Raw genomic sequence first — 19887 nt, forward strand, 5'->3', positions numbered from 1 at the left:
CTACTCGTCATTTAATCTAAGACCTAAACCCAATTCTTTAAGCTTTCTTTCAACTTCTTCAAGGGACTTCTTACCAAGGTTTCTTACCTTCATCATATCATCCATTGATCTTTGAGCAAGCTCTTGAACAGTGTTTATACCAGCTCTCTTTAAACAGTTATATGATCTAACTGATAAATCAAGCTCCTCTATAGTCATTTCAAGTACTTTTTCTTTATTATCTTCTTCTTTTTCGATCATTATTTCAACATCATTAGTGTTGTCTGTAAGAGTCATAAATAATTTGAAGTGCTCTATAAGAATCTTTGCAGATAAGCTTATAGCTTCCTCAATCTTTATTGTTCCATTAGTCCAAACTTCTAAAGTTAATTTATCATAATCTGTGATTTGGCCAACTCTAGTATTTTCAACTGTGAAATTAACTCTTTTTACAGGGGTATATATTGAGTCCATTGCAATAGAACCTATTGGAAGATTGTCGCTCTTATTTTTATTTTGGGAAACATACCCTCTTCCTCTATTAACGGTAATTTCCACATACAACTTAGCATTTTCATCTAAAGTTGCAATATGTAAATCTTCGCTAACAACTTCTACATCACCATCAGTCTTTATATCAGCACCTGTAACTACTCCAGGTCCTTTTGCATCAATATATATAGTCTTTGGGCCATCTCCAGTCATTCTAAGAGCTAAGGATTTCATATTAAGAATTAATTCTGTAACATCTTCCTTTACACCAGTTACTGTAGAAAACTCATGAACTACACCATCAATTTTTACTGATGTTGGTGCAGCTCCTGGTAAAGAAGAAAGTAATATTCTTCTTAATGCATTACCAAGAGTTGTTCCATAACCTCTTTCTAGCGGTTCAATAACAAATTTACCATAAGTACCGTCATCGCTAGATTCAACACATTCGATTATTGGCTTTTCTATTTCTAACATTAACAAACCCTCCTTTTATATAAAATGGCAACCTTATTGTGAGGGCAACTGATCCTATATCTGCAAAGATTAAAAAACCTATACAAATATTACTGTTACTTGCTGTATAGTTCGACGATCAGTGTTTCATTAACTGGAACATCGATGTCCTCTCTTGCAGGCTCAGCTACAACTTTTCCTTCAAAGTTGTCAGGGTTTCCTGTTAACCATTTTGGTAATGGCTTTGGATTTTCAGCAAAAACTTTGAACTTCTCAGAAGCTCTGCTTTTTTCTGATACAGTTACAACGTCATTTACTGATAACTTGTATGATGCAATGTCAACCTTCTTACCATTTACTAAGAAATGACCATGGTTAACTAATTGTCTAGCTTCTACTCTTGATGCGCCGTATCCTAATCTGAATGCAACATTATCAAGTCTTAATTCAAGAAGTCTTAATAGGTTTTCACCTGAAATTCCTCTTAATTTTTCAGCTCTTTTATAATATGTTGAGAATTGGCTTTCAAGAACACCATATATTCTCTTTGCTTTTTGCTTTTCTCTTAATTGTACGCCATAGTTAGAAAGTTTTTTCTTGCTTGCTCCATGCTGTCCTGGTGCATAACTTCTTCTAACAAATGCGCATTTGTCTGTATAGCATCTATCCCCTTTAAGGAATAGTTTCATACCTTCTCTTCTACATAATCTGCATGTAGCTCCAGTATATCTTGCCATTAATTACACCTCCTAATTACGTAAACTATACTCTTCTTCTTTTTGGTGGTCTACATCCGTTGTGTGGTATTGGAGTAACATCTTTTATTAATGTAACTTCAAGACCTGCTGCTTGTAAAGATCTAATTGCTGCTTCTCTACCAGCTCCTGGACCTTTAACATAAACTTCAACACTCTTTAAACCATGTTCCATTGCTGCCTTTGCAGCAGTTTCTGCTGCCATTTGAGCTGCATATGGAGTGCTCTTTCTTGAGCCTCTAAAACCTAATCCACCTGCACTTGCCCATGATAATGCATTACCTTGAACATCAGTTAAAGTAACAATAGAGTTATTGAAAGTTGACTTGATGTGTGCAGCACCATGTTCAACATTCTTTCTCTCTTTTCTTCTTCTTGTCTTCTTAACCTTTTGAGCTGCCATTGTCTTCCCTCCTCACTATTTCTTCTTGTTAGCTATAGTCTTCTTAGGACCTTTTCTTGTTCTAGCATTAGTCTTAGTCTTTTGACCTCTTACTGGAAGACCTCTTCTGTGTCTAATTCCTCTGTAAGAACCAATTTCAACTAATCTCTTTATGTTTAACGCAATGTCTCTTCTTAGATCACCTTCAACATTTAAGTTCTTGTTGATGTAATCTCTTACTGCGTTTACTTCTTCTTCAGTAAGATCCTTAACTCTTGTATCAGGATTTACTCCTGTTGCTTCAAGAATTTTGTGTGAAGTAGGTAGTCCTATTCCATATATATAAGTTAGACCTATTTCAACTCTTTTTTCTCTTGGTAGGTCAACACCTGCTATTCTTGCCATTAAAAGTTACACCTCCTGGTAATTGAAATGCGTTTACTAAAGTTTTTAATTCATATTTTATATAAAAAATTTTAGGTCTATAGGTAACGCCTATAGTCAGCCGCACCTAAAATTCATTAGCATTAAGAAAATACCTATATAATCTTATTTTAGTTTTAGCAAAAAGTCAACAAATACTTTTATACTAATGTAAATTATTTTTAATTTCTTATATTTTCTTATTAGCCTTGTTTTTGCTTGTGCTTAGGATTTTCACAGATTACCATTACTCTTCCTTTTCTTTTTATAACTTTGCACTTTTCGCAAATAGGCTTAACTGATGGTCTTACCTTCATCGCTAACCCTCCTCGTATTCCTTTAGAGGTCCAAAGATAATATCATATATTATCTTTAAACTACTCTGAATAGTATTTTCGCTAGCAAAATTTGATTGCTATTAATTTGATTTGTTAACACAAAATATTAAAAACACTTAAGAATATTATTTCGCTCTCCAAGTTATTCTACCTCTAGTTAAATCATATGGAGAAAGTTCAATAGTAACTTTATCTCCTGGTAGAATTCTTATAAAGTTCATTCTAAGCTTTCCTGAGATATGTGCTAATATCTTATGTCCGCTTTCTAACTCAACCTGAAACATAGCATTTGGTAGTGCTTCTAGCACCACGCCCTGCATTTCTATTACATCATCTTTTGACATAAGGTAATCAGACCTCCTTGACAATGCCATTAAGTTTTAAAAATCTTTTTAATTTAAGATCTGTAGTATTATCTTTTGATAATATACATTCCTTAACATGTTCATCCACTTTATTAGTTAAAACTAAGTGTTTTAGTTTCTTTTTCTTTGGCATTTCTAATGTTTTTGTATTTCCATTAGCAAGCAAAACATATTCCTCATTTAATTGATTAACAATTACATATGGTTTATCTTCATCTCTTCCTGCTTTTGAAAATACCATCTTGCCAATTAAAGTGTCTTTTTGCAAAGTTTTCACCTCGATGATTACCTTAGCCATAAATCAACATAGCCAATAAAATGGCAAGATGTGAATTTATAACTAAGCAACACGTATTTATTTTATCAGTGTCAATATTTCAGGGCCATTTGGTAGTATAGCTACAGTGTTCTCATAGTGCGCTGATAAGCTACCATCAACTGTTACTACAGTCCAATCATCAGATAATGTTTTAACATGATAATCCCCTATATTAACCATAGGTTCAATTGCTAAAACCATACCTTCAGTAAGTTTAGGACCTCTACCTGGACGCCCGAAATTAGGAACTTCAGGATCCTCATGCACATCCTTACCAATGCCGTGTCCTACATAATCACGTACTACAGAAAATCCATTTGATTCAACATATTGCTGAATATCATAAGATATATCTGTCAATCTATTTCCTACATGAGCTTTTTCTATTCCTTTAAAGAAACTTTCTTTAGTAACATCTATTAATTTTCTTGCTTGATCAGAAATTTCACCTACAGCAAAGGTTCTAGCAGCATCGCTATGATATCCATTTAAAAAGACACCACCATCAACGCTTATTATATCCCCTTCTTTTAATCTGTACTTTCCTGGAAATCCATGAACTACAACTTCATTAACCGATATACAAAGTGAACTAGGAAATCCATATAAGCCTTTAAAAGATGGTTTTGCTCCATGCTTAGTTATAAATTCTTCTGCAATTTTATCTAGTTCAGCTGTAGTTATTCCTGGTTTTATCTTTTCTTCTAGAAGTAATAATACTTCCCCAAGAAGTCTTCCTGCTTTTCTCATTAGGTCGATTTCATTATCATTTTTTAATATAATCATTACTTATCGCTCCCTAATATGCGACAGATACTTTCAAAGACCTCATTGATTGCTTTAGTACCATCAACAACTGACAGCATATCTCTATTGCTATAAAAATCAATCAGTGGCTGTGTTTGTCTTTCATAGACATCTAGTCTTTCCCTAACGGTCTCTTCTGCATCGTCTTTTCTTTGAATGATATCACTTCCGCAAACATCACACCTGCCAGCTACTATTGGTGGGTTGAATCTTATATGGTAGCTAGCTCCACACGATGGACAAACTCTCCTACCAGTCATTCTTTCTAAAATAAATCCCTTTGGAACATCAATACATAAAGATGTATCCAAATTTTCTTCTCTATCCTGTAAAAATAACTGTAATGCCTCTGCTTGATGAACTGTCCTAGGAAAACCATCTAATAGATATCCGTTTTTGCAGTCTTCTTGCTGAAGCCTATCTTTAACCATATTGATAGTAACATCGTCTGGCACGAGTTGACCATCATCAATATATTTTTTAGCTTCTACACCTAACGGTGTATTTTCAGAAATATTCTTTCTAAATATGTCACCTGTAGATATATGTGGAATGGAGTATCTATTACTTATTGATTTTGCCTGTGTTCCCTTTCCTGCACCAGGAGGACCTAATAATACTATTTTCACGGGCATCATCTCCATTGTTTAATCTATTTAAGGAATCCTTGATAATGTCTCATAACAAGTTGAGACTGCAATTGTCTCATAACTTCAAGTGAAACACTAACTAATATTAGGAGAGATGTTCCCCCAAATGAAAGACCCTTAAAAGCTGTATAATTTTCTACTAATAGTGGTGATACTGCTATAATTGCAGCAAAAATACCACCTAATAATGAGATTCTATCTAAAAGTCTTGTTAAATAATCTGCTGTTGGTTGCCCAGGTCTTATTCCAGGAATAAACCCTGCTGATTTATGCATATTCTCAGACATTTCATCTGGTTTAAATGTAACCTGAGTATAGAACCAAGTAAAGAATATAGTTAATACAGCGTAAATTACTAAGTATAACCACTTATCTTTATTGAAAGGGCTCCAATCTCCAGCTATAATCCACTTAGCCCATTCCTTTGTTGGGAAAAACTGAGCAATTACAGTTGGGAATTGCATTACTGACATAGCAAAAATTATTGCTATAACTGTTGATCCTATTAAGCTTAAAGGAATATGAGTTGATTGTCCTTTATAAACTTTACCACCAACTGCTTTTCCAGCATATTGTACAGTTATCCTTCTCTCAGAAAGAGATAAGAATATAACTGCTGCTAATAAAGCAAGTGCTGCTACTGCTAACAAAAATACTTCAACTATATTTGTTTCACCTTTACTTTGAGTGCCTATTAAAGCACTTAAAGTCTCAGGGAATCTAGAAATAATATTTACAAATATTAAAAGCGAAATACCATTTCCTATACCTTTAACTGTTATTTGATCTCCTAACCACATACAGAAGGTTGAACCAACTACCAATGTCAACATTATCAAGAATGTATTAAAAGGTGTATCAGTCTTTAATGCTCCTAAATTGTGAATAAGAACATAAGTACCATATGCTGTTATGAAACCAAAAACAATTGATGCATATCTAGTAATCTTTTGTATCTTCTTTCTTCCCTCTTCTCCTTCTTTCGAAAGTTGCTCAAGCTGAGGAATAGAAATATTCAACAATGACATTATGATTGATGCATTAATATAAGGAACAACTCCTAATGCAAATATACTAAATCTTTTAAAAGCACCACCAGAAATTAAATCATAGAATCCAAATAAACTTCCGGACTTAGTAAGGTTATCAAGACTAGTTGTATCAATTCCAGGAACAGGAATATGATTTCCTATCCTGAAAATTGCAACTAATACAAAAGTCCATATCAATCTTTTTCTTAACTCCGGAACCTTCCAGGCATTACGTAGGGTTGATAGCATTATTAGATCACCTCAACTTTTCCTCCAGCAGCAACTATTTTATCAGCCGCTGATTTTGAGAACTTGCAACCTTTTACTGTTAAACTCTTCTCAACATTTCCGTTTCCTAATATCTTAACTCCGTCAAGCACCTTACTTACTACTCTTCTTTCAAGTAATAAATCTGGAGTAACTTCTGTTCCATTTTCAAATATGTTTAATCTTTCAACATTGATTGTAACATATTCTTTTGCAAATATGTTTGTAAATCCTCTTTTAGGCAGTCTTCTGTAAAGTGGCATTTGGCCCCCTTCAAATCCTGGTCTAACACCACCACCAGATCTTGAATTTTGACCCTTTTCACCTTTACCAGCGTTTCTTCCTAATCCTGAACCAGTACCTCTACCTACTCTCTTTGGAGCTTTTTTGCTTCCAGCAGCTGGTTTTAACTCATGAAGTTTCATTTAAGTACACCTCCTTGTTATTAAACTTCTTCTACCTTTAACAAGTAGTCAACTTTGTTTATCATACCTCTGATTTGAGCAGTTTCATCATGTTCTACTGTTTTACCGATTTTTCTTAGTCCAAGGGCATTTGCAGTAGCGATATGGTCCTTTTTTCTACCTATTAAGCTTTTAACTAATGTTACTTTTAGTTTAGCCATCGCCTAATCCCTCCTAACCTAAAATCTCTTCAACGGATTTTCCTCTTAATTTAGCTATATCCTCAGCTGTTCTTAAGCTAGCTAATCCGTTGATTGTTGCGTTAACCATGTTTCTTGGGTTGTTAGAACCTAATGACTTAGCTCTAACATCCTTTAATCCTGCTAATTCTAGTACTGATCTTGCAGGGCCTCCTGCTATAACTCCAGTACCTTCTGTAGCTGGCATTATAAGAACCTTACCAGTTCCGAACTTACCATATATTTCGTGAGGTACTGTTGTTCCAACAATAGCAACCTCTACTAAGTTCTTCTTAGCATCTTCAATTCCTTTTCTAATTGCTTCAGGTATTTCAATTGACTTACCCATTCCAACGCCTACGTGTCCGTTGCCATCTCCTACAACTACTAAAGCGCTGAATCTGAAGTTTCTACCACCCTTAACAACCTTAGTAACTCTGTTTATGAAAACAACCTTTTCTTTAAGGTCTAGTGTGCTAGGATCGATTCTCATGTATTTCCCTCCTTATTAGAATTTTAGTCCTGCTTCTCTTGCACCATTAGCTAATTCTTGAACTCTGCCGTGATATACATATCCGCCTCTGTCAAAAACTACTTCTGTTATGCCTTTTTCAGCAGCTCTCTTAGCAACTAATTCGCCAACAAACTTTGCAGCTTCTTTGTTGCTTCCAGCCTTAGCTGTAAACTCTTTATCTAGAGTTGAAGCAGATGCTAAAGTAACAGCATTAACATCATCTATGATTTGAGCATATATATTCTTTTCGCTTCTATAAACTGAAAGTCTTGGTCTAGCTGAAGTACCGAAAACTTTCTTACGTACTCTAAGGTGACGTCTTTCTCTTGACGCTTTTCTGTCTACCTTCTTGAACATAAGGTTCACTCCTTTCTATTACTTCTTACCAGTCTTACCTTCCTTACGTCTGATAACTTCATCTGAGTATTTAATACCTTTACCTTTGTAAGGTTCTGGTTCTCTCCATGATCTTATATCAGCAGCAACTGCACCAACTTTTTCTTTATCAATACCTTGAACGAAAACTTTCGTAGTTCCTTCTAAAGCAAAAGTTACTCCATCAACTGGTTCTACTTCTACTGGGTGTGAGTATCCAAGATTCATTACAAGCTTCTTACCTTGTAATTGTGCTCTGTAACCTACACCTACTAATTCCAATGTTTTTTGGAATCCATTAGTTACACCTGTAACCATATTATTTAATAAAGCTCTTGTTAAACCATGTAGAGCTCTGTGTTCTTTAACATCACTTGGTCTTGTAACAACCACTTGGTTGTCTTCAACTGCTATTGTTATGTCCTTGTGCATAGCTTTAACTAGCTCTCCCTTTGGACCCTTTACTGTAACAACGTTGTCTGGTGTTACAGTAACAGTTACGCCAGCAGGGATAGCTATCGGCAATCTACCAACTCTTGACATAATTGCACCTCCTGTATTTTGGCATAAACGATCTAATATATTTATACTTAACCTATCTATATGGGATAGTAATTACCATACGTAGCAAATAACTTCTCCGCCTAGGCCTTCTTTTCTAGCTTCTCTATCAACAATTATACCTTTTGAAGTAGATATTACTGCAACTCCTAATCCATTAAGAACCTTAGGAATATCATCCTTCTTACAGTATACTCTTAAACCTGGTTTAGAGATTCTCTTTAATCCAGTTATAACTCTTTCTTTGTTAGAACCGTATTTTAAAGCGATTCTTAACATTGGTACAACACCATCATTGTACTCTTCAACATTCTTAATGTAACCTTCTTGTAATAATAAATTTACTACAGCCTTCTTTATGTTAGAAGAAGGTACCTCTACTACTTCATGTCTCACAGCATTTGCGTTTCTTATACGTGTTAGCAAATCTGCTATAGGATCTGTCATAACCATTATATTGTGCCTCCTTTCATTACATCAATGATTTTACCAGCTTGCCTTCTTGCATCCAGGGATTTCTCCTTTGTAAGCAAGTTCTCTAAAACAGATACGGCAAATTCCGAATTTTTTAAGTACAGAATGTGGTCTGCCACATAATCTACATCTAGTGTAAGCCCTAGTTTGGAACTTAGGCTCTTTTTTCCATTTTTCAATCATTGCTTTACGTGCCATCGTAACCCTCCTTATTATTGAGCGAATGGCATTCCCAAGAATCTTAACAATTCTCTTGCTTCTTCGTCAGTATTTGCAGTTGTAACGAAGATAATATCCATTCCTCTAACTTTATCAACTTTATCGTACTCGATTTCTGGGAATATTAATTGTTCCTTGATTCCTAGTGAGTAATTTCCTCTACCATCAAAGGATTTGCTTGAAACTCCTCTGAAATCTCTAACTCTTGGAAGTGCTATTGACACTAATTTATCAGCAAATTCATACATCTTTGCCTTTCTTAATGTAACCTTGCATCCTAATGGCATATTTTGTCTGATCTTAAAGTTAGCAACTGACTTCTTAGCTCTTGTTATAATAGGTTTTTGACCTACTATTATTGTTAAGTCACTAACAGCTGATTCTAGGGCCTTAGGATTATCTTTAGCCTCTCCTACTCCCATGTTAACTATTATTTTTTCAAGCTTTGGAACTTGCATTACATTCTTATAACCGAACTTTTCCATCATTGCTTGAACTACTTCTTTTTCATATTTTTCTTGAAGTCTTGGCATAATTTTTTGTACCTCCTTTCAGATTCTAGAATGTTTCTCCACACTTCTTACATACTCTTACTTTAGTTCCGTCTTCTAAAACCTTATGGCTTATTCTAGTTGCGCTTTTACATTTATCGCAATATAGCATAACCTTTGAACTATATATTGGTGATTCAACTTTTATTATTCCACCTTGCATGTTTGTTCTGCTTGGTTTTTCATGTTTGCTCACTATGTTAACACCTTTAACAAGAACCTTTCCTGTCTTTGGTGACACTTGTAAAACTTCACCGATCTTACCTGAATCTTTACCTGATATTACAACTACAGTGTCGCTTTTTCTAACATGTACCTTCATCTTAGCCACCTCCTAATCTATTATAGAACTTCAGGTGCTAATGATAAAATTTTGTTAAATTCCTTATCTCTTAGCTCCCTAGCAACTGGTCCGAAGATACGAGTTCCTCTTGGTTGCTTATCTTCCTTTATAATAACTGCAGCGTTTTCATCAAATTTGATGTATGAACCATCTGCTCTTCTTAGTCCTCTTACTGATCTAACGATAACTGCTTTTACAACATCACCTTTTTTAACAACTCCGCCTGGTGTTGCACTTTTAACACTAGCAACGATGATATCTCCGATGTTACCATACTTTCTTTTTGAACCGCCTAAAACTCTGATACACATTATTTCCTTTGCTCCAGAATTATCTGCAATTTTAAGTAAGGTTTGTTGTTGTATCATTGAATTACCCTCCTTTCGAAACTTAAGCCAAATTACTTAGCTCTTTCAATTATTTCAACAAGTCTCCATCTTTTATCCTTAGATAATGGTCTTGTTTCCATTATTTGTACTCTATCATTAACTTTTGCTTCATTATTTTCATCATGAGCTTTAAACTTAGTAGTTCTGTTTACTGTCTTTCCATACAATGGATGTCTTACCTTAGTTTCAACTGCAACTACTATAGTCTTATCCATTTTATCTGAAACAACTCTTCCTATTCTCTTTTTTCTTAATCCTCTTTCCACAGGACAAACCTCCTTTCAGACTATTGTTGGAATGCCTTCAATTCTTCTTCTCTTATTATTGTTTTAATTTGAGCTATTGATTTCTTTACTTCTCTTATTCTAATTGGATTTTCCAATTGGCCAGTTGCTAATTGGAATCTTAAATTGAATAATTCAGCTTTAAGGTCGTTTAATTTAACCTTTAAATCTTGAGGATTGCTTGATCTTAATTCTTTTAATTCTGTAGCTTTCATTATTCTTCACCACCCATTTCCTCAAAATCTCTTCTTGTAACGAACTTAGTCTTTACAGGAAGTTTGTGTGATGCAAGTCTCATAGCTTCTCTAGCTACTTCTTCTTGAACTCCTGATAATTCGAATAATACTCTACCTGGTTTAACAACTGCTACCCAGTATTCAGGCGAACCTTTACCAGATCCCATTCTTGTTTCAGCAGGTTTTTCAGTTACTGGCTTATCAGGGAATATCTTTATCCAAAGCTTACCGCCTCTTCTAATGTATCTGTTTATAGCTATTCTCGCTGACTCTATTTGATTGCTTGTTATCCATCCACAAGTTGTAGCTTGAATTCCGTAGTCTCCATACGCAAGGAAATTACCTCTTGTAGCTTTACCTGTCATTCTACCACGTTGTACCTTACGATGCTTTACTCTTTTAGGCATTAACATGATGTTATTCCTCCTTTCTTACTATGCGTTTACTTGTTCTTTCTCTACTTTTTTAGTTGGAAGAACTTCTCCATTGTAAACCCAAACTTTTACTCCAATTTTACCGTAAGTTGTATCTGCTTCAGCAAATCCATAATCTATATCTGCTCTTAATGTTTGTAGTGGAATTGTTCCTTCATGATAAAATTCAGCTCTTGCAATTTCAGCTCCGCCAAGTCTACCTGAGCAAGCAGTTTTAACACCCTTAACTCCAGTCTTCATAGCTCTTTGTATTGTTTGCTTCATAGCTCTTCTGAATGATATTCTCTTTTCTAATTGTGAAGCTATATTTTCAGCCATTAATTGAGCATCAGCTTCAGCTCTTTTAACTTCCACTATGTTAATTAGAACGTTCTTTTCTTTTATGAACTTTTCTAACTTAACTTTTAGACTTTCAATACCAGATCCGCCTCTACCGATTATAACACCTGGTTTAGCAGTGAATATATTTAATTTTACTCTCTTTGCAGCTCTTTCTATTTCAATCTTAGAAATGCCTGCTGAGTATAATTCTTTCTTCACGAATGTTCTTATTTGATAATCTTCAACTAAATTGTCTGCGAAGTTCTTCTTATCAGCATACCATTTAGCATTCCAATCCTTAATAACGCCAACTCTTAATCCATGAGGATGCACTTTTTGACCCATCTGTTTCCCTCCTTCTATTAAGCTCTTTCTTTAACAACTAGTGTTATGTGACTTGTTCTCTTGTTTATTCTGAACGCTCTACCTTGAGCATGAGGTCTGAATCTCTTTAATGTTGGTCCTTGACCTACATGTGCTTGTGCTACAAATAATCTACTAACATCTAAACTATGATTGTTTTCAGCGTTAGCAACAGCTGACTTAAGTACTTTATTTATTACTTCAGCAGCATCCTTTGGAGTGTATTGTAATATAGCAAAAGCTTCATTAACATTTTTTCCTCTTATTAAATCAAGAACAACTCCTACTTTTAAAGGAGACATTCTTACATACTTAGCTATAGCTTTAGCTTCCATTCTAAGTTCCTCCTTTCCAGGCTATTACTTTCTCTTTGAAGTCTTTTCTGTATCAACATGACCTTTGAAAGTTCTTGTTAATGCAAATTCACCTAATTTATGTCCAACCATATCTTCTGATACATAAACTGGAACGTGCTTTCTTCCGTCATGTACAGCAATTGTATGACCAATCATTTGTGGGAATATAGTTGAGCTTCTTGACCAAGTCTTTACAACTTTCTTGTCACCAGCTTGATTCATTTCTTCTATTTTCTTCATAAGACCAGCATGCACGAAAGGTCCCTTTTTAGTTGATCTACTCACTAGAATATCCTCCCTTCACTTTCCGAATAAGTTAGTAAGCTATGAAGAGAATTAAACACTCTCTTCATACTACTTGTTGTTTCTTCTCTTAATGATGAATCTATCTGAGTATTTTTTATGCTTTCTTGTCTTGTATCCAAGAGCTGGTTTACCCCATGGTGTTAATGGAGATGGTCTACCTACTGGTGACTTACCTTCACCACCACCGTGTGGATGGTCTACTGGGTTCATTACAGATCCTCTTACAGTTGGTCTCCAACCCATATGTCTCTTTCTACCAGCTTTACCTATCTTGATAATTTCATGTGTTAAGTTTGATACAGTACCTATAGTAGCTCTGCATTCAATTCTAACATATCTCATTTCACCTGAAGGTAATCTTAAAGTAGCATATCCGCCTTCTTTAGCCATTAACTGAGCTGCTGTTCCAGCTGCTCTAACCATTTGGCCACCCTTACCAGTTTGTAGTTCAACATTGTGAACAAAAGTACCAACTGGAATGTTCTTTAAAGGAAGAGCGTTTCCTGGTTTTATATCTGATTCTGGTCCTGATACTATTACATCTCCAACTTTTAAACCAACTGGAGCTAATATGTATCTCTTTTCACCATCAGCATATACAACAAGTGCTATATAAGCTGATCTGTTAGGATCATATTCTATAGTAGCAACCTTTGCTGTAATTCCATCTTTGTTTCTCTTAAAATCGATAATTCTGTATTTTCTCTTAGCTCCACCACCGTGGTGTCTAACAGTTATTTTACCCTGTGCATTTCTACCACCAGTATTACTTAATGATACAAGAAGTGATTTTTCTGGTATATCAGTAGTAATTTCTTCGAAAGTAGACATAGTCATATTTCTTCTTGATGGTGTGGTAGGGTTAAACTTCTTAACTGCCATTTAAATTCCCTCCTTCTTACGCTTATCTGGCCTTACGACCAATAACTGCTTTTATTGTTATTGCATTCCTTCAAAGAATTCAATATTCTTGCTATCTGCTGTAAGCTTAACTACAGCTTTCTTGAAGTCAGCTCTCTTTCCGATGTGAACGCCAACTCTCTTTGTTTTTCCTTCAAATCTCATAGTTTTAACATCTTCAACTGTTACGCCGAAAACTTCTTCTACAGCTTTCTTTATTTGAACTTTGTTTGCTGTTTTATGAACTATGAAGGTGTATTTTTTTTCTGCCATTATTGCCATACTCTTTTCAGTTATAACTGGCTTTCTTATTATATCATGGCTATTTAAATTCATTATGCGTACACCTCCTCAATCTTAGCTACTGCATCTTTAGTGATCACTAGCTTATCATATTTTAATAAATCATACACATTGATATTATTCACAGGAATTACTGCAACTCCAGGAATATTTCTTGCTGATTTATATACATTTTCGTTTGATTCAGCTGTTACTATTAATGTCTTCTTTGCTTCTAAAGCATTTAAAAGACCAATAACTTGCTTTGTCTTTGGAGCTTCGAAATCTAAGCCTTCAAGAACTAATAAGCTGTTATCAACTACTTTGCTGCTTAATGCAGATTTCATAGCAACTCTTCTCATAGTCTTAGGTATAGATACTCTATAACTTCTTGGCTTTGGTGCAAATACGATACCACCGTGTGCCCATTGTGGTGATCTAGTTGAACCCTGTCTTGCTCTACCAGTTCCTTTTTGTCTCCATGGCTTTATTCCACCACCTGAAACTTCAGCTCTTGTTTTAGCTGATTGAGTTCCTTGTCTTTTATTAGCAAGCAATGCTACAACTACTTGATGCATTGCATGTTCATTTATTTCAACTCCGAACACATTTTCATTTAATTGGAAATCTCCAACCTTTTGTCCTTCTTTATTAAATAATCCTACTACAGGCATCATTATTCCTCCTTTCTACAGAAAATTAACCCTTAACTGTGTTTCTTATAACTACAGTTCCTTTATTAGGACCTGGGATACCACCCTTTATTAGTATAAGATTCTTTTCAGGCATTACTTTTACAACTTCTAAATTAAGAACAGTTGTATTTTCAGCACCCATATGTCCAGGCATTTTCTTATTCTTAAATGTTCTTGATGGATCTGAAGAAGCTCCCATTGAACCAACAGATCTGTGGAACTTAGAACCGTGAGTCATTGGTCCTCTGTGTCCATTCCATCTCTTTATTGTTCCTTGGAATCCCTTACCTTTTGATATACCAGAAACATCGATTTTTTCTCCAACTTGGAATAAGTCAGCTTTTATTTCTTGACCTACTTCATAAGCTGATACATCTTCAAGTCTGAACTCTTTAAGACGTCTCTTTAATGCAACACCAGCTTTTGCAAAGTGTCCTTTCATTGGCTTGTTAACCAACTTTTCTCTTATATCACCGAATCCAACCTGGATAGCTTCATAACCATCTTTTTCAGTAGTCTTCTTTTGAACAACTACACATGGACCAGCTTCAACAACAGTTACTGGAACAACCTTACCATTTTGATCAAATATTTGAGTCATCCCAATCTTTTTTCCTAATATTGCTTTTTTCATGTGGTTACACCTCCTAAACTTATTAGCGGATTACTTTCAAGCAATCATAATAGTTCAAAATCATAAAAACTTATAATCTAAAATTAAAGCTTTATTTCGATATCTACACCTGCTGGAAGATTTAATCTCATTAATGCATCAACAGTTTTTGGTGATGGATTAACGATATCGATTAATCTCTTGTGAGTTCTGATTTCGAACTGCTCTCTTGAATCCTTATATTTGTGAACTGCTCTAAGAACTGTTATAATGTCTTTTTCAGTAGGTAGTGGAACTGGTCCTGCAACCTTTGCTCCAGTAGCCTTAGCAGTTTCAACAATTTTCTCAGCTGATTGATCTAATATTGTGTGATCAAACGCTTTTAATCTGATTCTTATTTTTTGTTTTGACATTTGCTTTCCCTCCTTTTCATGTACGCATTACTTCTTACGCACAACAGCGGAACTTCTGTAAACTGCACCGGGTGTTTCGTACTTTTAGAAATAGTCATACAGATTCCCTGTCGTCGGATTCTAGATCCAGACATACTCATCAAGAATTACCGGGAAGTCCCGCAACCTCTTGATTCATCACTGTTTGCTTTACAACTTCTTTATTATACTATGAATAAATTTGATTTTCAAGCTTTTTTTATCTATTTAATTCATCTTTGCTAAATAATCTATTTATTATACTTTGTGAGAAATTTGTCTGCAAATTCTGTTAAATTACTACACATTTTCTTATTTTGCCTACTATCTATTTTTCTATTCACTTTAATATGTAGAAAATCAAAATTATTAAGTATCTTTTCGCATCTACTTTTACTAATGTATATAAGAAGATTTGAGAATCATATATTTTCTTCTTTTTATTCTTTAGATTCGGAACGATTATTCTTTTATGGTTTTAAAGTTAGCCATCCCCAGAACTTACTTTATTGTAGCTTTTTTAAAAACAAAAAAATAGCAAGTAAAGACGTCTCTTTACTTGCTATTTAAGGCCTTTTTGAACTTATGAATCAATATTGCGCTTATCAATTCACGTTTAAGTATATACTCGAACCATTCCTTTACTCCAAATAACAATCCTAGTTTGCGCAAACTATTTTTATTATTCAGATTCAGGCATATTTCCCGAAAGTTCAACCGGTACTAAAGAAAAACAATTTATTTAAATTATAATTTAATACTAATTAAATGTGTAAGACTATTAGCCGATGATGCTAGTAACAACACCTGAACCTACAGTTCTTCCACCTTCTCTTATAGCGAATCTTAATCCTTCATCCATCGCTACTTGAGTGATTAGTTCAACGTTCATGTCGATGTGGTCTCCTGGCATAACCATTTCCATTCCATCTGGTAACTTGATTGATCCTGTTACGTCAGTTGTTCTGAAATAGAATTGTGGTCTGTATCCATCGAAGAATGGTGTATGTCTTCCGCCTTCTTCTTTCTTAAGTACGTATACTTGACCTACGAACTTGTTGTGTGGGTTTACTGATCCAGTTTTTGCTAATACTTGACCTCTTTCGATGTCTGTTCTTTGAACACCTCTTAAAAGAGCTCCTATATTATCTCCTGCTTGTGCTTCATCTAGTAACTTTCTGAACATTTCTATTCCTGTTACTACTGTCTTTCTTCTTTCTTCTGATAAACCGATTATTTCTACTTCTTCACCTACATGTAGTATTCCCTTTTCAACTCTTCCTGTTGCAACTGTTCCTCTACCTGTGATTGTGAATACATCTTCTATTGGCATTAAGAATGGCTTATCTGTTGCTCTTTCTGGTGTTGGGATATAGCTATCTACTGCTTCCATTAACTCAGCGATACAAGCTGTTGCAGCTTCATCTGTTGGGTTTTCTAATGCTTTTAATGCTGATCCCTTTATTACTGGAATGTCATCTCCTGGGAAGCTGTACTCGCTTAATAGTTCTCTAACTTCCATTTCAACTAATTCTAATAATTCTTCGTCATCTACCATATCTGCTTTATTTAAGAATACTACTATATAGTCAACACCAACTCTTGATGCTAGTAGTATATGTTCTCTTGTTTGTGGCATTGGGCCATCTGCTGCGGATACAACTAGTATAGCTCCATCCATTTGTGCTGCTCCTGTTATCATGTTCTTAACATAGTCAGCATGTCCTGGACAGTCTACGTGAGCATAATGTCTGTTTTCTGTTTGATACTCAACGTGTGCTGTATTAATTGTGATTCCTCTTTCTTTTTCTTCTGGTGCCTTATCTATTTCGTCATACTTAAATGCTTCTGCAAATCCCTTGTTTGCTAATACTGATGTGATTGCAGCTGTTAATGTTGTCTTACCATGATCTACGTGTCCTATTGTTCCGATATTTACGTGTGGCTTATTTCTTTCAAATTTAGACTTTGCCATTGTGTGTTCCTCCTTTTTTAATTTGATAAACTTTGCCTAGCGTTTTGTAAATTCCAAAAAATGGAGCTCACGAACGGGATTGAACCGTCGACCTCCACCTTACCAAGGTGACGCTCTACCGACTGAGCTACGTGAGCAGTTTTATATAATATAATTGATATATAACATATACCAATTATAAAGTTTACTACCATTAATTTTTTTTGTCAATATTTTTTGTATTTTGTATTATTTAATATTTAAACATTTTTCTAACTTTCTTTTTACTCTTTGCAGTGCATTATCTATCGACTTAGCCTGCCTATCTAAATCACAAGCAATTTCTTGATATGACTTGCCATCTAAATAAGACATAAGTACCTCCATCTCAAGATCCGAAAGCACTCTTCCCATCTCTTTTTCAATATGAGTCATTTCTTCTTTGCTTATTATAAGTTCTTCTGGGTCTGTTATCTTTAGCCCAGCCAGTACATCAAGCAATGTTCTATCAGATTCTTCATCATATATAGGTTTGTTAAGGGAAACATAAGTATTTAGAGGAATATGTTTTTGCCTTGTTGCAGTTTTTATTGCTGTTATTATCTGCCTAGTGACACATAATTCAGCAAACGCCTTAAAGGATGTAAGCTTCTCAGGATTAAAATCCCTAATAGATTTATACAAACCTATCATACCTTCTTGATAAATATCTTCTTTGTCAGCTCCAATAAGAAAATATGATCTAGCCTTTGTCTTGACAAAGTTTTCATATTTATTGATAAGATACTCTTGAGCATTAGTATTACCCTTTTTGGCTCTAATTACTACTTCTTCGTCAGAAATTTCTTTAAACTCCCCAAAGCTATTATCTCTACCTCTCGTCTCCACACTATCCCCCCTTTAACCACTGATGCTACTTAAATAATTATAAATCAGTCAATCTTTCTAAGTCAAGTAAAATCAACGACTCCTGCGTATTTTCTCAAGTTCTTCCAGTATTTTTTTATCTATACTATCTTCTAATAAGTTTTTTTGCTTCAGTTTACTTTTTTCTGTTTTTTTCCTTATCTTATCCTCAATAGATAAAACCTCGTTATAAAACTCTAAAGAAGACATCCTTACGGCACCTCTTTGAAAAATCGTTTGTTGTTCTAACCAGTCTGAAGTCACAACAAAAACCTCAACTTTTCTGCCTATGTTATTTATCATTCTCTCTATGTATGCATCAGCAGTTTCTCCGTCTTTAGTAAAGACCACAGTTACCATTCCTAATTTATCTTTCTTTTCCATATTTCCACCCACTTTGTGAGCATCAAATACTATAACTATCTTAGAAGATTTATAGCTTCCATAATTCTGCATAGTATCAATAAGCTGTTGCCTAGCTGATTCAAAACTATAATCTTTAATCTTATTTAAATTTGGCCAACTGTTTATAACGTTATACCCATCAATATATATTATTCTCACAATATCACTCTACTCTTTTGAAACTATTTCAAAAGTCTTGATTTCAATATTTCGTACATCATTATTCCACCTGCAACTGAAGCATTTAAAGAGTTTATTTTCCCTACCATCGGTATCTTAACTAATTTATCACATTTATCTTTTGTAAGTTTAGACATACCTCTTCCTTCACTACCTATAATCAAAGCGCATGCGCCAGAAAAATCAGTTTCGTAGGAATATGAATCGCCGTCTATTTCAGCACCATATACCCATACACCAGCTTCCTTTAGTTCATCAATAACTGTATTTATGTTCGTAACCTTGGCAATCTTCATATGTTCTATGGCACCTGCAGCTGATTTATACACAGTTGGAGTTACGCCAACATTTCTTCTTTTAGGAATTATTATCCCATGTACTCCAGAAAGTTCAGCAGTTCTAACTATTGATCCAAGGTTATGAGGATCTTCAAGTTCATCCAATATTACAATAAACGGCTTTTCACCTTTTTCTTCTGCGTATTTAAGTATATCTGCTACCTCTGAATATCTAAATGGAGTTACTATTGCAATTACCCCTTGATGTGCTCCTGTTTCACTAATTGAGTCTAGTTTTTTTCTATCCACTTCTTTAATAACAACTTTCTTATCTTTGGCCATTGCAATAATCTTATTAATTGAACCTTCCATATTACCGCTAGCAATTAATATTTGTTCTATAGTTGTATCAGCCTTTAAAGCTTCGATAACTGCATTTCTACCTACTACTACATCTTCTCTAATAGGAGGATCTACTTCTCTTCTATCTTCTCTTCTATTTTCTCTCGTGTTCTTTTTTGCAATTTCATTCCTAACAAACTTATTATTATTTTTATAATCAGTCTTATTCTCGTTTTTATTATTGCTTTTGTTCATTCTTTGAGCCATA

Annotated in this window: 35 protein-coding genes and 1 tRNA gene; all 36 read right to left on the reverse strand. The window is 34.6% G+C overall.

Annotation, left to right across the window (positions count from 1 at the left end):
- Entirely contained in the window at positions 1-948 is a 948-nt protein-coding gene (locus JHL18_RS18165; RefSeq protein ID WP_183279190.1) for a DNA-directed RNA polymerase subunit alpha, read from the reverse strand.
- 95 nt (positions 949-1043) lie between these two features.
- Positions 1044-1664: a 30S ribosomal protein S4 gene (gene rpsD, locus JHL18_RS18170; protein WP_200271860.1), complete on the reverse strand. Its 621-nt coding sequence runs from the start codon at positions 1662-1664 to the stop codon at positions 1044-1046.
- A gap of 25 nt (positions 1665-1689) precedes the next feature.
- Positions 1690-2085: a 30S ribosomal protein S11 gene (gene rpsK / locus JHL18_RS18175; RefSeq protein WP_128211296.1), complete on the reverse strand. Its 396-nt coding sequence runs from the start codon at positions 2083-2085 to the stop codon at positions 1690-1692.
- Between the two features lie 15 nt (positions 2086-2100).
- Positions 2101-2469 (reverse strand): 30S ribosomal protein S13, encoded by a 369-nt coding sequence (rpsM, locus tag JHL18_RS18180; protein ID WP_128211295.1) that lies wholly within the window; start codon positions 2467-2469, stop codon positions 2101-2103.
- Between the two features lie 221 nt (positions 2470-2690).
- Positions 2691-2804 carry a 50S ribosomal protein L36 gene (gene rpmJ / locus JHL18_RS18185; RefSeq protein ID WP_003373491.1) on the reverse strand — a complete coding sequence of 38 codons (114 nt, stop codon included), beginning with the start codon at positions 2802-2804 and terminating at the stop codon, positions 2691-2693.
- 146 nt (positions 2805-2950) lie between these two features.
- Entirely contained in the window at positions 2951-3169 is a 219-nt protein-coding gene (gene infA / locus JHL18_RS18190; RefSeq protein ID WP_005212092.1) for a translation initiation factor IF-1, read from the reverse strand.
- A gap of 7 nt (positions 3170-3176) precedes the next feature.
- Positions 3177-3458 (reverse strand): KOW domain-containing RNA-binding protein, encoded by a 282-nt coding sequence (locus JHL18_RS18195; protein ID WP_200271971.1) that lies wholly within the window; start codon positions 3456-3458, stop codon positions 3177-3179.
- A gap of 87 nt (positions 3459-3545) precedes the next feature.
- A complete protein-coding gene (gene map / locus JHL18_RS18200; RefSeq protein WP_200271862.1) occupies positions 3546-4295 on the reverse strand; it encodes a type I methionyl aminopeptidase in 750 nt (249 codons plus the stop codon).
- Positions 4295-4945, reverse strand: a complete 651-nt coding sequence (locus tag JHL18_RS18205; RefSeq protein ID WP_200271864.1) for an adenylate kinase — start codon at positions 4943-4945, stop codon at positions 4295-4297. The genes map and JHL18_RS18205 overlap by 1 nt, the downstream gene beginning before the upstream one ends.
- A gap of 23 nt (positions 4946-4968) precedes the next feature.
- The gene (gene secY / locus JHL18_RS18210; RefSeq protein WP_200271866.1) at positions 4969-6246 is read right to left on the reverse strand and encodes a preprotein translocase subunit SecY; all 1278 of its coding nucleotides are present in this window, start codon (positions 6244-6246) and stop codon (positions 4969-4971) included.
- A 2-nt stretch (positions 6247-6248) separates the two neighbouring features.
- On the reverse strand, positions 6249-6689 hold the full coding sequence (rplO, locus tag JHL18_RS18215; RefSeq protein ID WP_200271868.1) for a 50S ribosomal protein L15: 441 nt from the start codon (positions 6687-6689) through the stop codon (positions 6249-6251).
- 20 nt (positions 6690-6709) lie between these two features.
- Positions 6710-6889: a 50S ribosomal protein L30 gene (rpmD, locus tag JHL18_RS18220; RefSeq protein ID WP_200271870.1), complete on the reverse strand. Its 180-nt coding sequence runs from the start codon at positions 6887-6889 to the stop codon at positions 6710-6712.
- A 13-nt stretch (positions 6890-6902) separates the two neighbouring features.
- On the reverse strand, positions 6903-7400 hold the full coding sequence (rpsE, locus tag JHL18_RS18225) for a 30S ribosomal protein S5 (protein WP_128211289.1): 498 nt from the start codon (positions 7398-7400) through the stop codon (positions 6903-6905).
- 15 nt (positions 7401-7415) lie between these two features.
- Entirely contained in the window at positions 7416-7778 is a 363-nt protein-coding gene (gene rplR, locus JHL18_RS18230; RefSeq protein ID WP_183279197.1) for a 50S ribosomal protein L18, read from the reverse strand.
- Between the two features lie 18 nt (positions 7779-7796).
- Positions 7797-8339: a 50S ribosomal protein L6 gene (rplF, locus tag JHL18_RS18235; protein ID WP_183279198.1), complete on the reverse strand. Its 543-nt coding sequence runs from the start codon at positions 8337-8339 to the stop codon at positions 7797-7799.
- A gap of 72 nt (positions 8340-8411) precedes the next feature.
- Positions 8412-8810: a 30S ribosomal protein S8 gene (rpsH, locus tag JHL18_RS18240; protein WP_200271873.1), complete on the reverse strand. Its 399-nt coding sequence runs from the start codon at positions 8808-8810 to the stop codon at positions 8412-8414.
- 33 nt (positions 8811-8843) lie between these two features.
- On the reverse strand, positions 8844-9029 hold the full coding sequence (locus tag JHL18_RS18245; RefSeq protein WP_128211285.1) for a type Z 30S ribosomal protein S14: 186 nt from the start codon (positions 9027-9029) through the stop codon (positions 8844-8846).
- A 14-nt stretch (positions 9030-9043) separates the two neighbouring features.
- Entirely contained in the window at positions 9044-9583 is a 540-nt protein-coding gene (rplE, locus tag JHL18_RS18250) for a 50S ribosomal protein L5 (RefSeq protein ID WP_200271875.1), read from the reverse strand.
- A 25-nt stretch (positions 9584-9608) separates the two neighbouring features.
- Positions 9609-9923 carry a 50S ribosomal protein L24 gene (gene rplX / locus JHL18_RS18255; RefSeq protein ID WP_200271877.1) on the reverse strand — a complete coding sequence of 105 codons (315 nt, stop codon included), beginning with the start codon at positions 9921-9923 and terminating at the stop codon, positions 9609-9611.
- A 20-nt stretch (positions 9924-9943) separates the two neighbouring features.
- Positions 9944-10312, reverse strand: coding sequence for a 50S ribosomal protein L14 (rplN, locus tag JHL18_RS18260; RefSeq protein ID WP_183279202.1), 369 nt, complete (start codon positions 10310-10312; stop codon positions 9944-9946).
- 32 nt (positions 10313-10344) lie between these two features.
- Positions 10345-10599, reverse strand: coding sequence for a 30S ribosomal protein S17 (gene rpsQ / locus JHL18_RS18265; RefSeq protein ID WP_183279203.1), 255 nt, complete (start codon positions 10597-10599; stop codon positions 10345-10347).
- 20 nt (positions 10600-10619) lie between these two features.
- The gene (rpmC, locus tag JHL18_RS18270) at positions 10620-10832 is read right to left on the reverse strand and encodes a 50S ribosomal protein L29 (protein WP_200271879.1); all 213 of its coding nucleotides are present in this window, start codon (positions 10830-10832) and stop codon (positions 10620-10622) included.
- Complete coding sequence (rplP, locus tag JHL18_RS18275; protein WP_183279205.1) at positions 10832-11266, reverse strand: 50S ribosomal protein L16; 435 nt, start codon at positions 11264-11266, stop codon at positions 10832-10834. The genes rpmC and rplP overlap by 1 nt, the downstream gene beginning before the upstream one ends.
- Before the next feature lie 21 nt (positions 11267-11287).
- Complete coding sequence (rpsC, locus tag JHL18_RS18280; protein ID WP_200271881.1) at positions 11288-11953, reverse strand: 30S ribosomal protein S3; 666 nt, start codon at positions 11951-11953, stop codon at positions 11288-11290.
- A 17-nt stretch (positions 11954-11970) separates the two neighbouring features.
- Positions 11971-12306 (reverse strand): 50S ribosomal protein L22, encoded by a 336-nt coding sequence (rplV, locus tag JHL18_RS18285; protein WP_183279207.1) that lies wholly within the window; start codon positions 12304-12306, stop codon positions 11971-11973.
- A gap of 24 nt (positions 12307-12330) precedes the next feature.
- On the reverse strand, positions 12331-12612 hold the full coding sequence (gene rpsS / locus JHL18_RS18290) for a 30S ribosomal protein S19 (protein ID WP_128211276.1): 282 nt from the start codon (positions 12610-12612) through the stop codon (positions 12331-12333).
- Positions 12613-12681: 69 nt separating this feature from the next.
- A complete protein-coding gene (gene rplB, locus JHL18_RS18295; protein ID WP_200271883.1) occupies positions 12682-13515 on the reverse strand; it encodes a 50S ribosomal protein L2 in 834 nt (277 codons plus the stop codon).
- 57 nt (positions 13516-13572) lie between these two features.
- Positions 13573-13869, reverse strand: a complete 297-nt coding sequence (rplW, locus tag JHL18_RS18300; RefSeq protein ID WP_200271886.1) for a 50S ribosomal protein L23 — start codon at positions 13867-13869, stop codon at positions 13573-13575.
- Positions 13869-14489, reverse strand: a complete 621-nt coding sequence (gene rplD / locus JHL18_RS18305; RefSeq protein ID WP_200271973.1) for a 50S ribosomal protein L4 — start codon at positions 14487-14489, stop codon at positions 13869-13871. Before rplD ends, rplW begins: the two co-directional genes overlap by 1 nt.
- Positions 14490-14514: 25 nt before the next feature.
- Positions 14515-15144, reverse strand: a complete 630-nt coding sequence (gene rplC / locus JHL18_RS18310; RefSeq protein WP_200271888.1) for a 50S ribosomal protein L3 — start codon at positions 15142-15144, stop codon at positions 14515-14517.
- An 83-nt stretch (positions 15145-15227) separates the two neighbouring features.
- The gene (gene rpsJ, locus JHL18_RS18315) at positions 15228-15536 is read right to left on the reverse strand and encodes a 30S ribosomal protein S10 (RefSeq protein ID WP_200271890.1); all 309 of its coding nucleotides are present in this window, start codon (positions 15534-15536) and stop codon (positions 15228-15230) included.
- A 799-nt stretch (positions 15537-16335) separates the two neighbouring features.
- Positions 16336-17529, reverse strand: a complete 1194-nt coding sequence (gene tuf / locus JHL18_RS18320; RefSeq protein WP_200271892.1) for an elongation factor Tu — start codon at positions 17527-17529, stop codon at positions 16336-16338.
- 61 nt (positions 17530-17590) lie between these two features.
- A tRNA-Thr gene (locus tag JHL18_RS18325) sits at positions 17591-17666 on the reverse strand.
- Between the two features lie 91 nt (positions 17667-17757).
- Positions 17758-18396: an RNA polymerase sporulation sigma factor SigH gene (gene sigH, locus JHL18_RS18330; protein ID WP_200271894.1), complete on the reverse strand. Its 639-nt coding sequence runs from the start codon at positions 18394-18396 to the stop codon at positions 17758-17760.
- Between the two features lie 72 nt (positions 18397-18468).
- Positions 18469-18978, reverse strand: coding sequence for an NYN domain-containing protein (locus tag JHL18_RS18335; RefSeq protein ID WP_200271896.1), 510 nt, complete (start codon positions 18976-18978; stop codon positions 18469-18471).
- A gap of 23 nt (positions 18979-19001) precedes the next feature.
- The gene (gene rlmB / locus JHL18_RS18340) at positions 19002-19886 is read right to left on the reverse strand and encodes a 23S rRNA (guanosine(2251)-2'-O)-methyltransferase RlmB (protein ID WP_243277951.1); all 885 of its coding nucleotides are present in this window, start codon (positions 19884-19886) and stop codon (positions 19002-19004) included.
- Position 19887 lies beyond the last annotated feature (1 nt).

It is taken from the genome of Clostridium yunnanense (assembly GCF_016595795.1).
Classification (GTDB): domain Bacteria; phylum Bacillota; class Clostridia; order Clostridiales; family Clostridiaceae; genus Clostridium_AR; species Clostridium_AR yunnanense.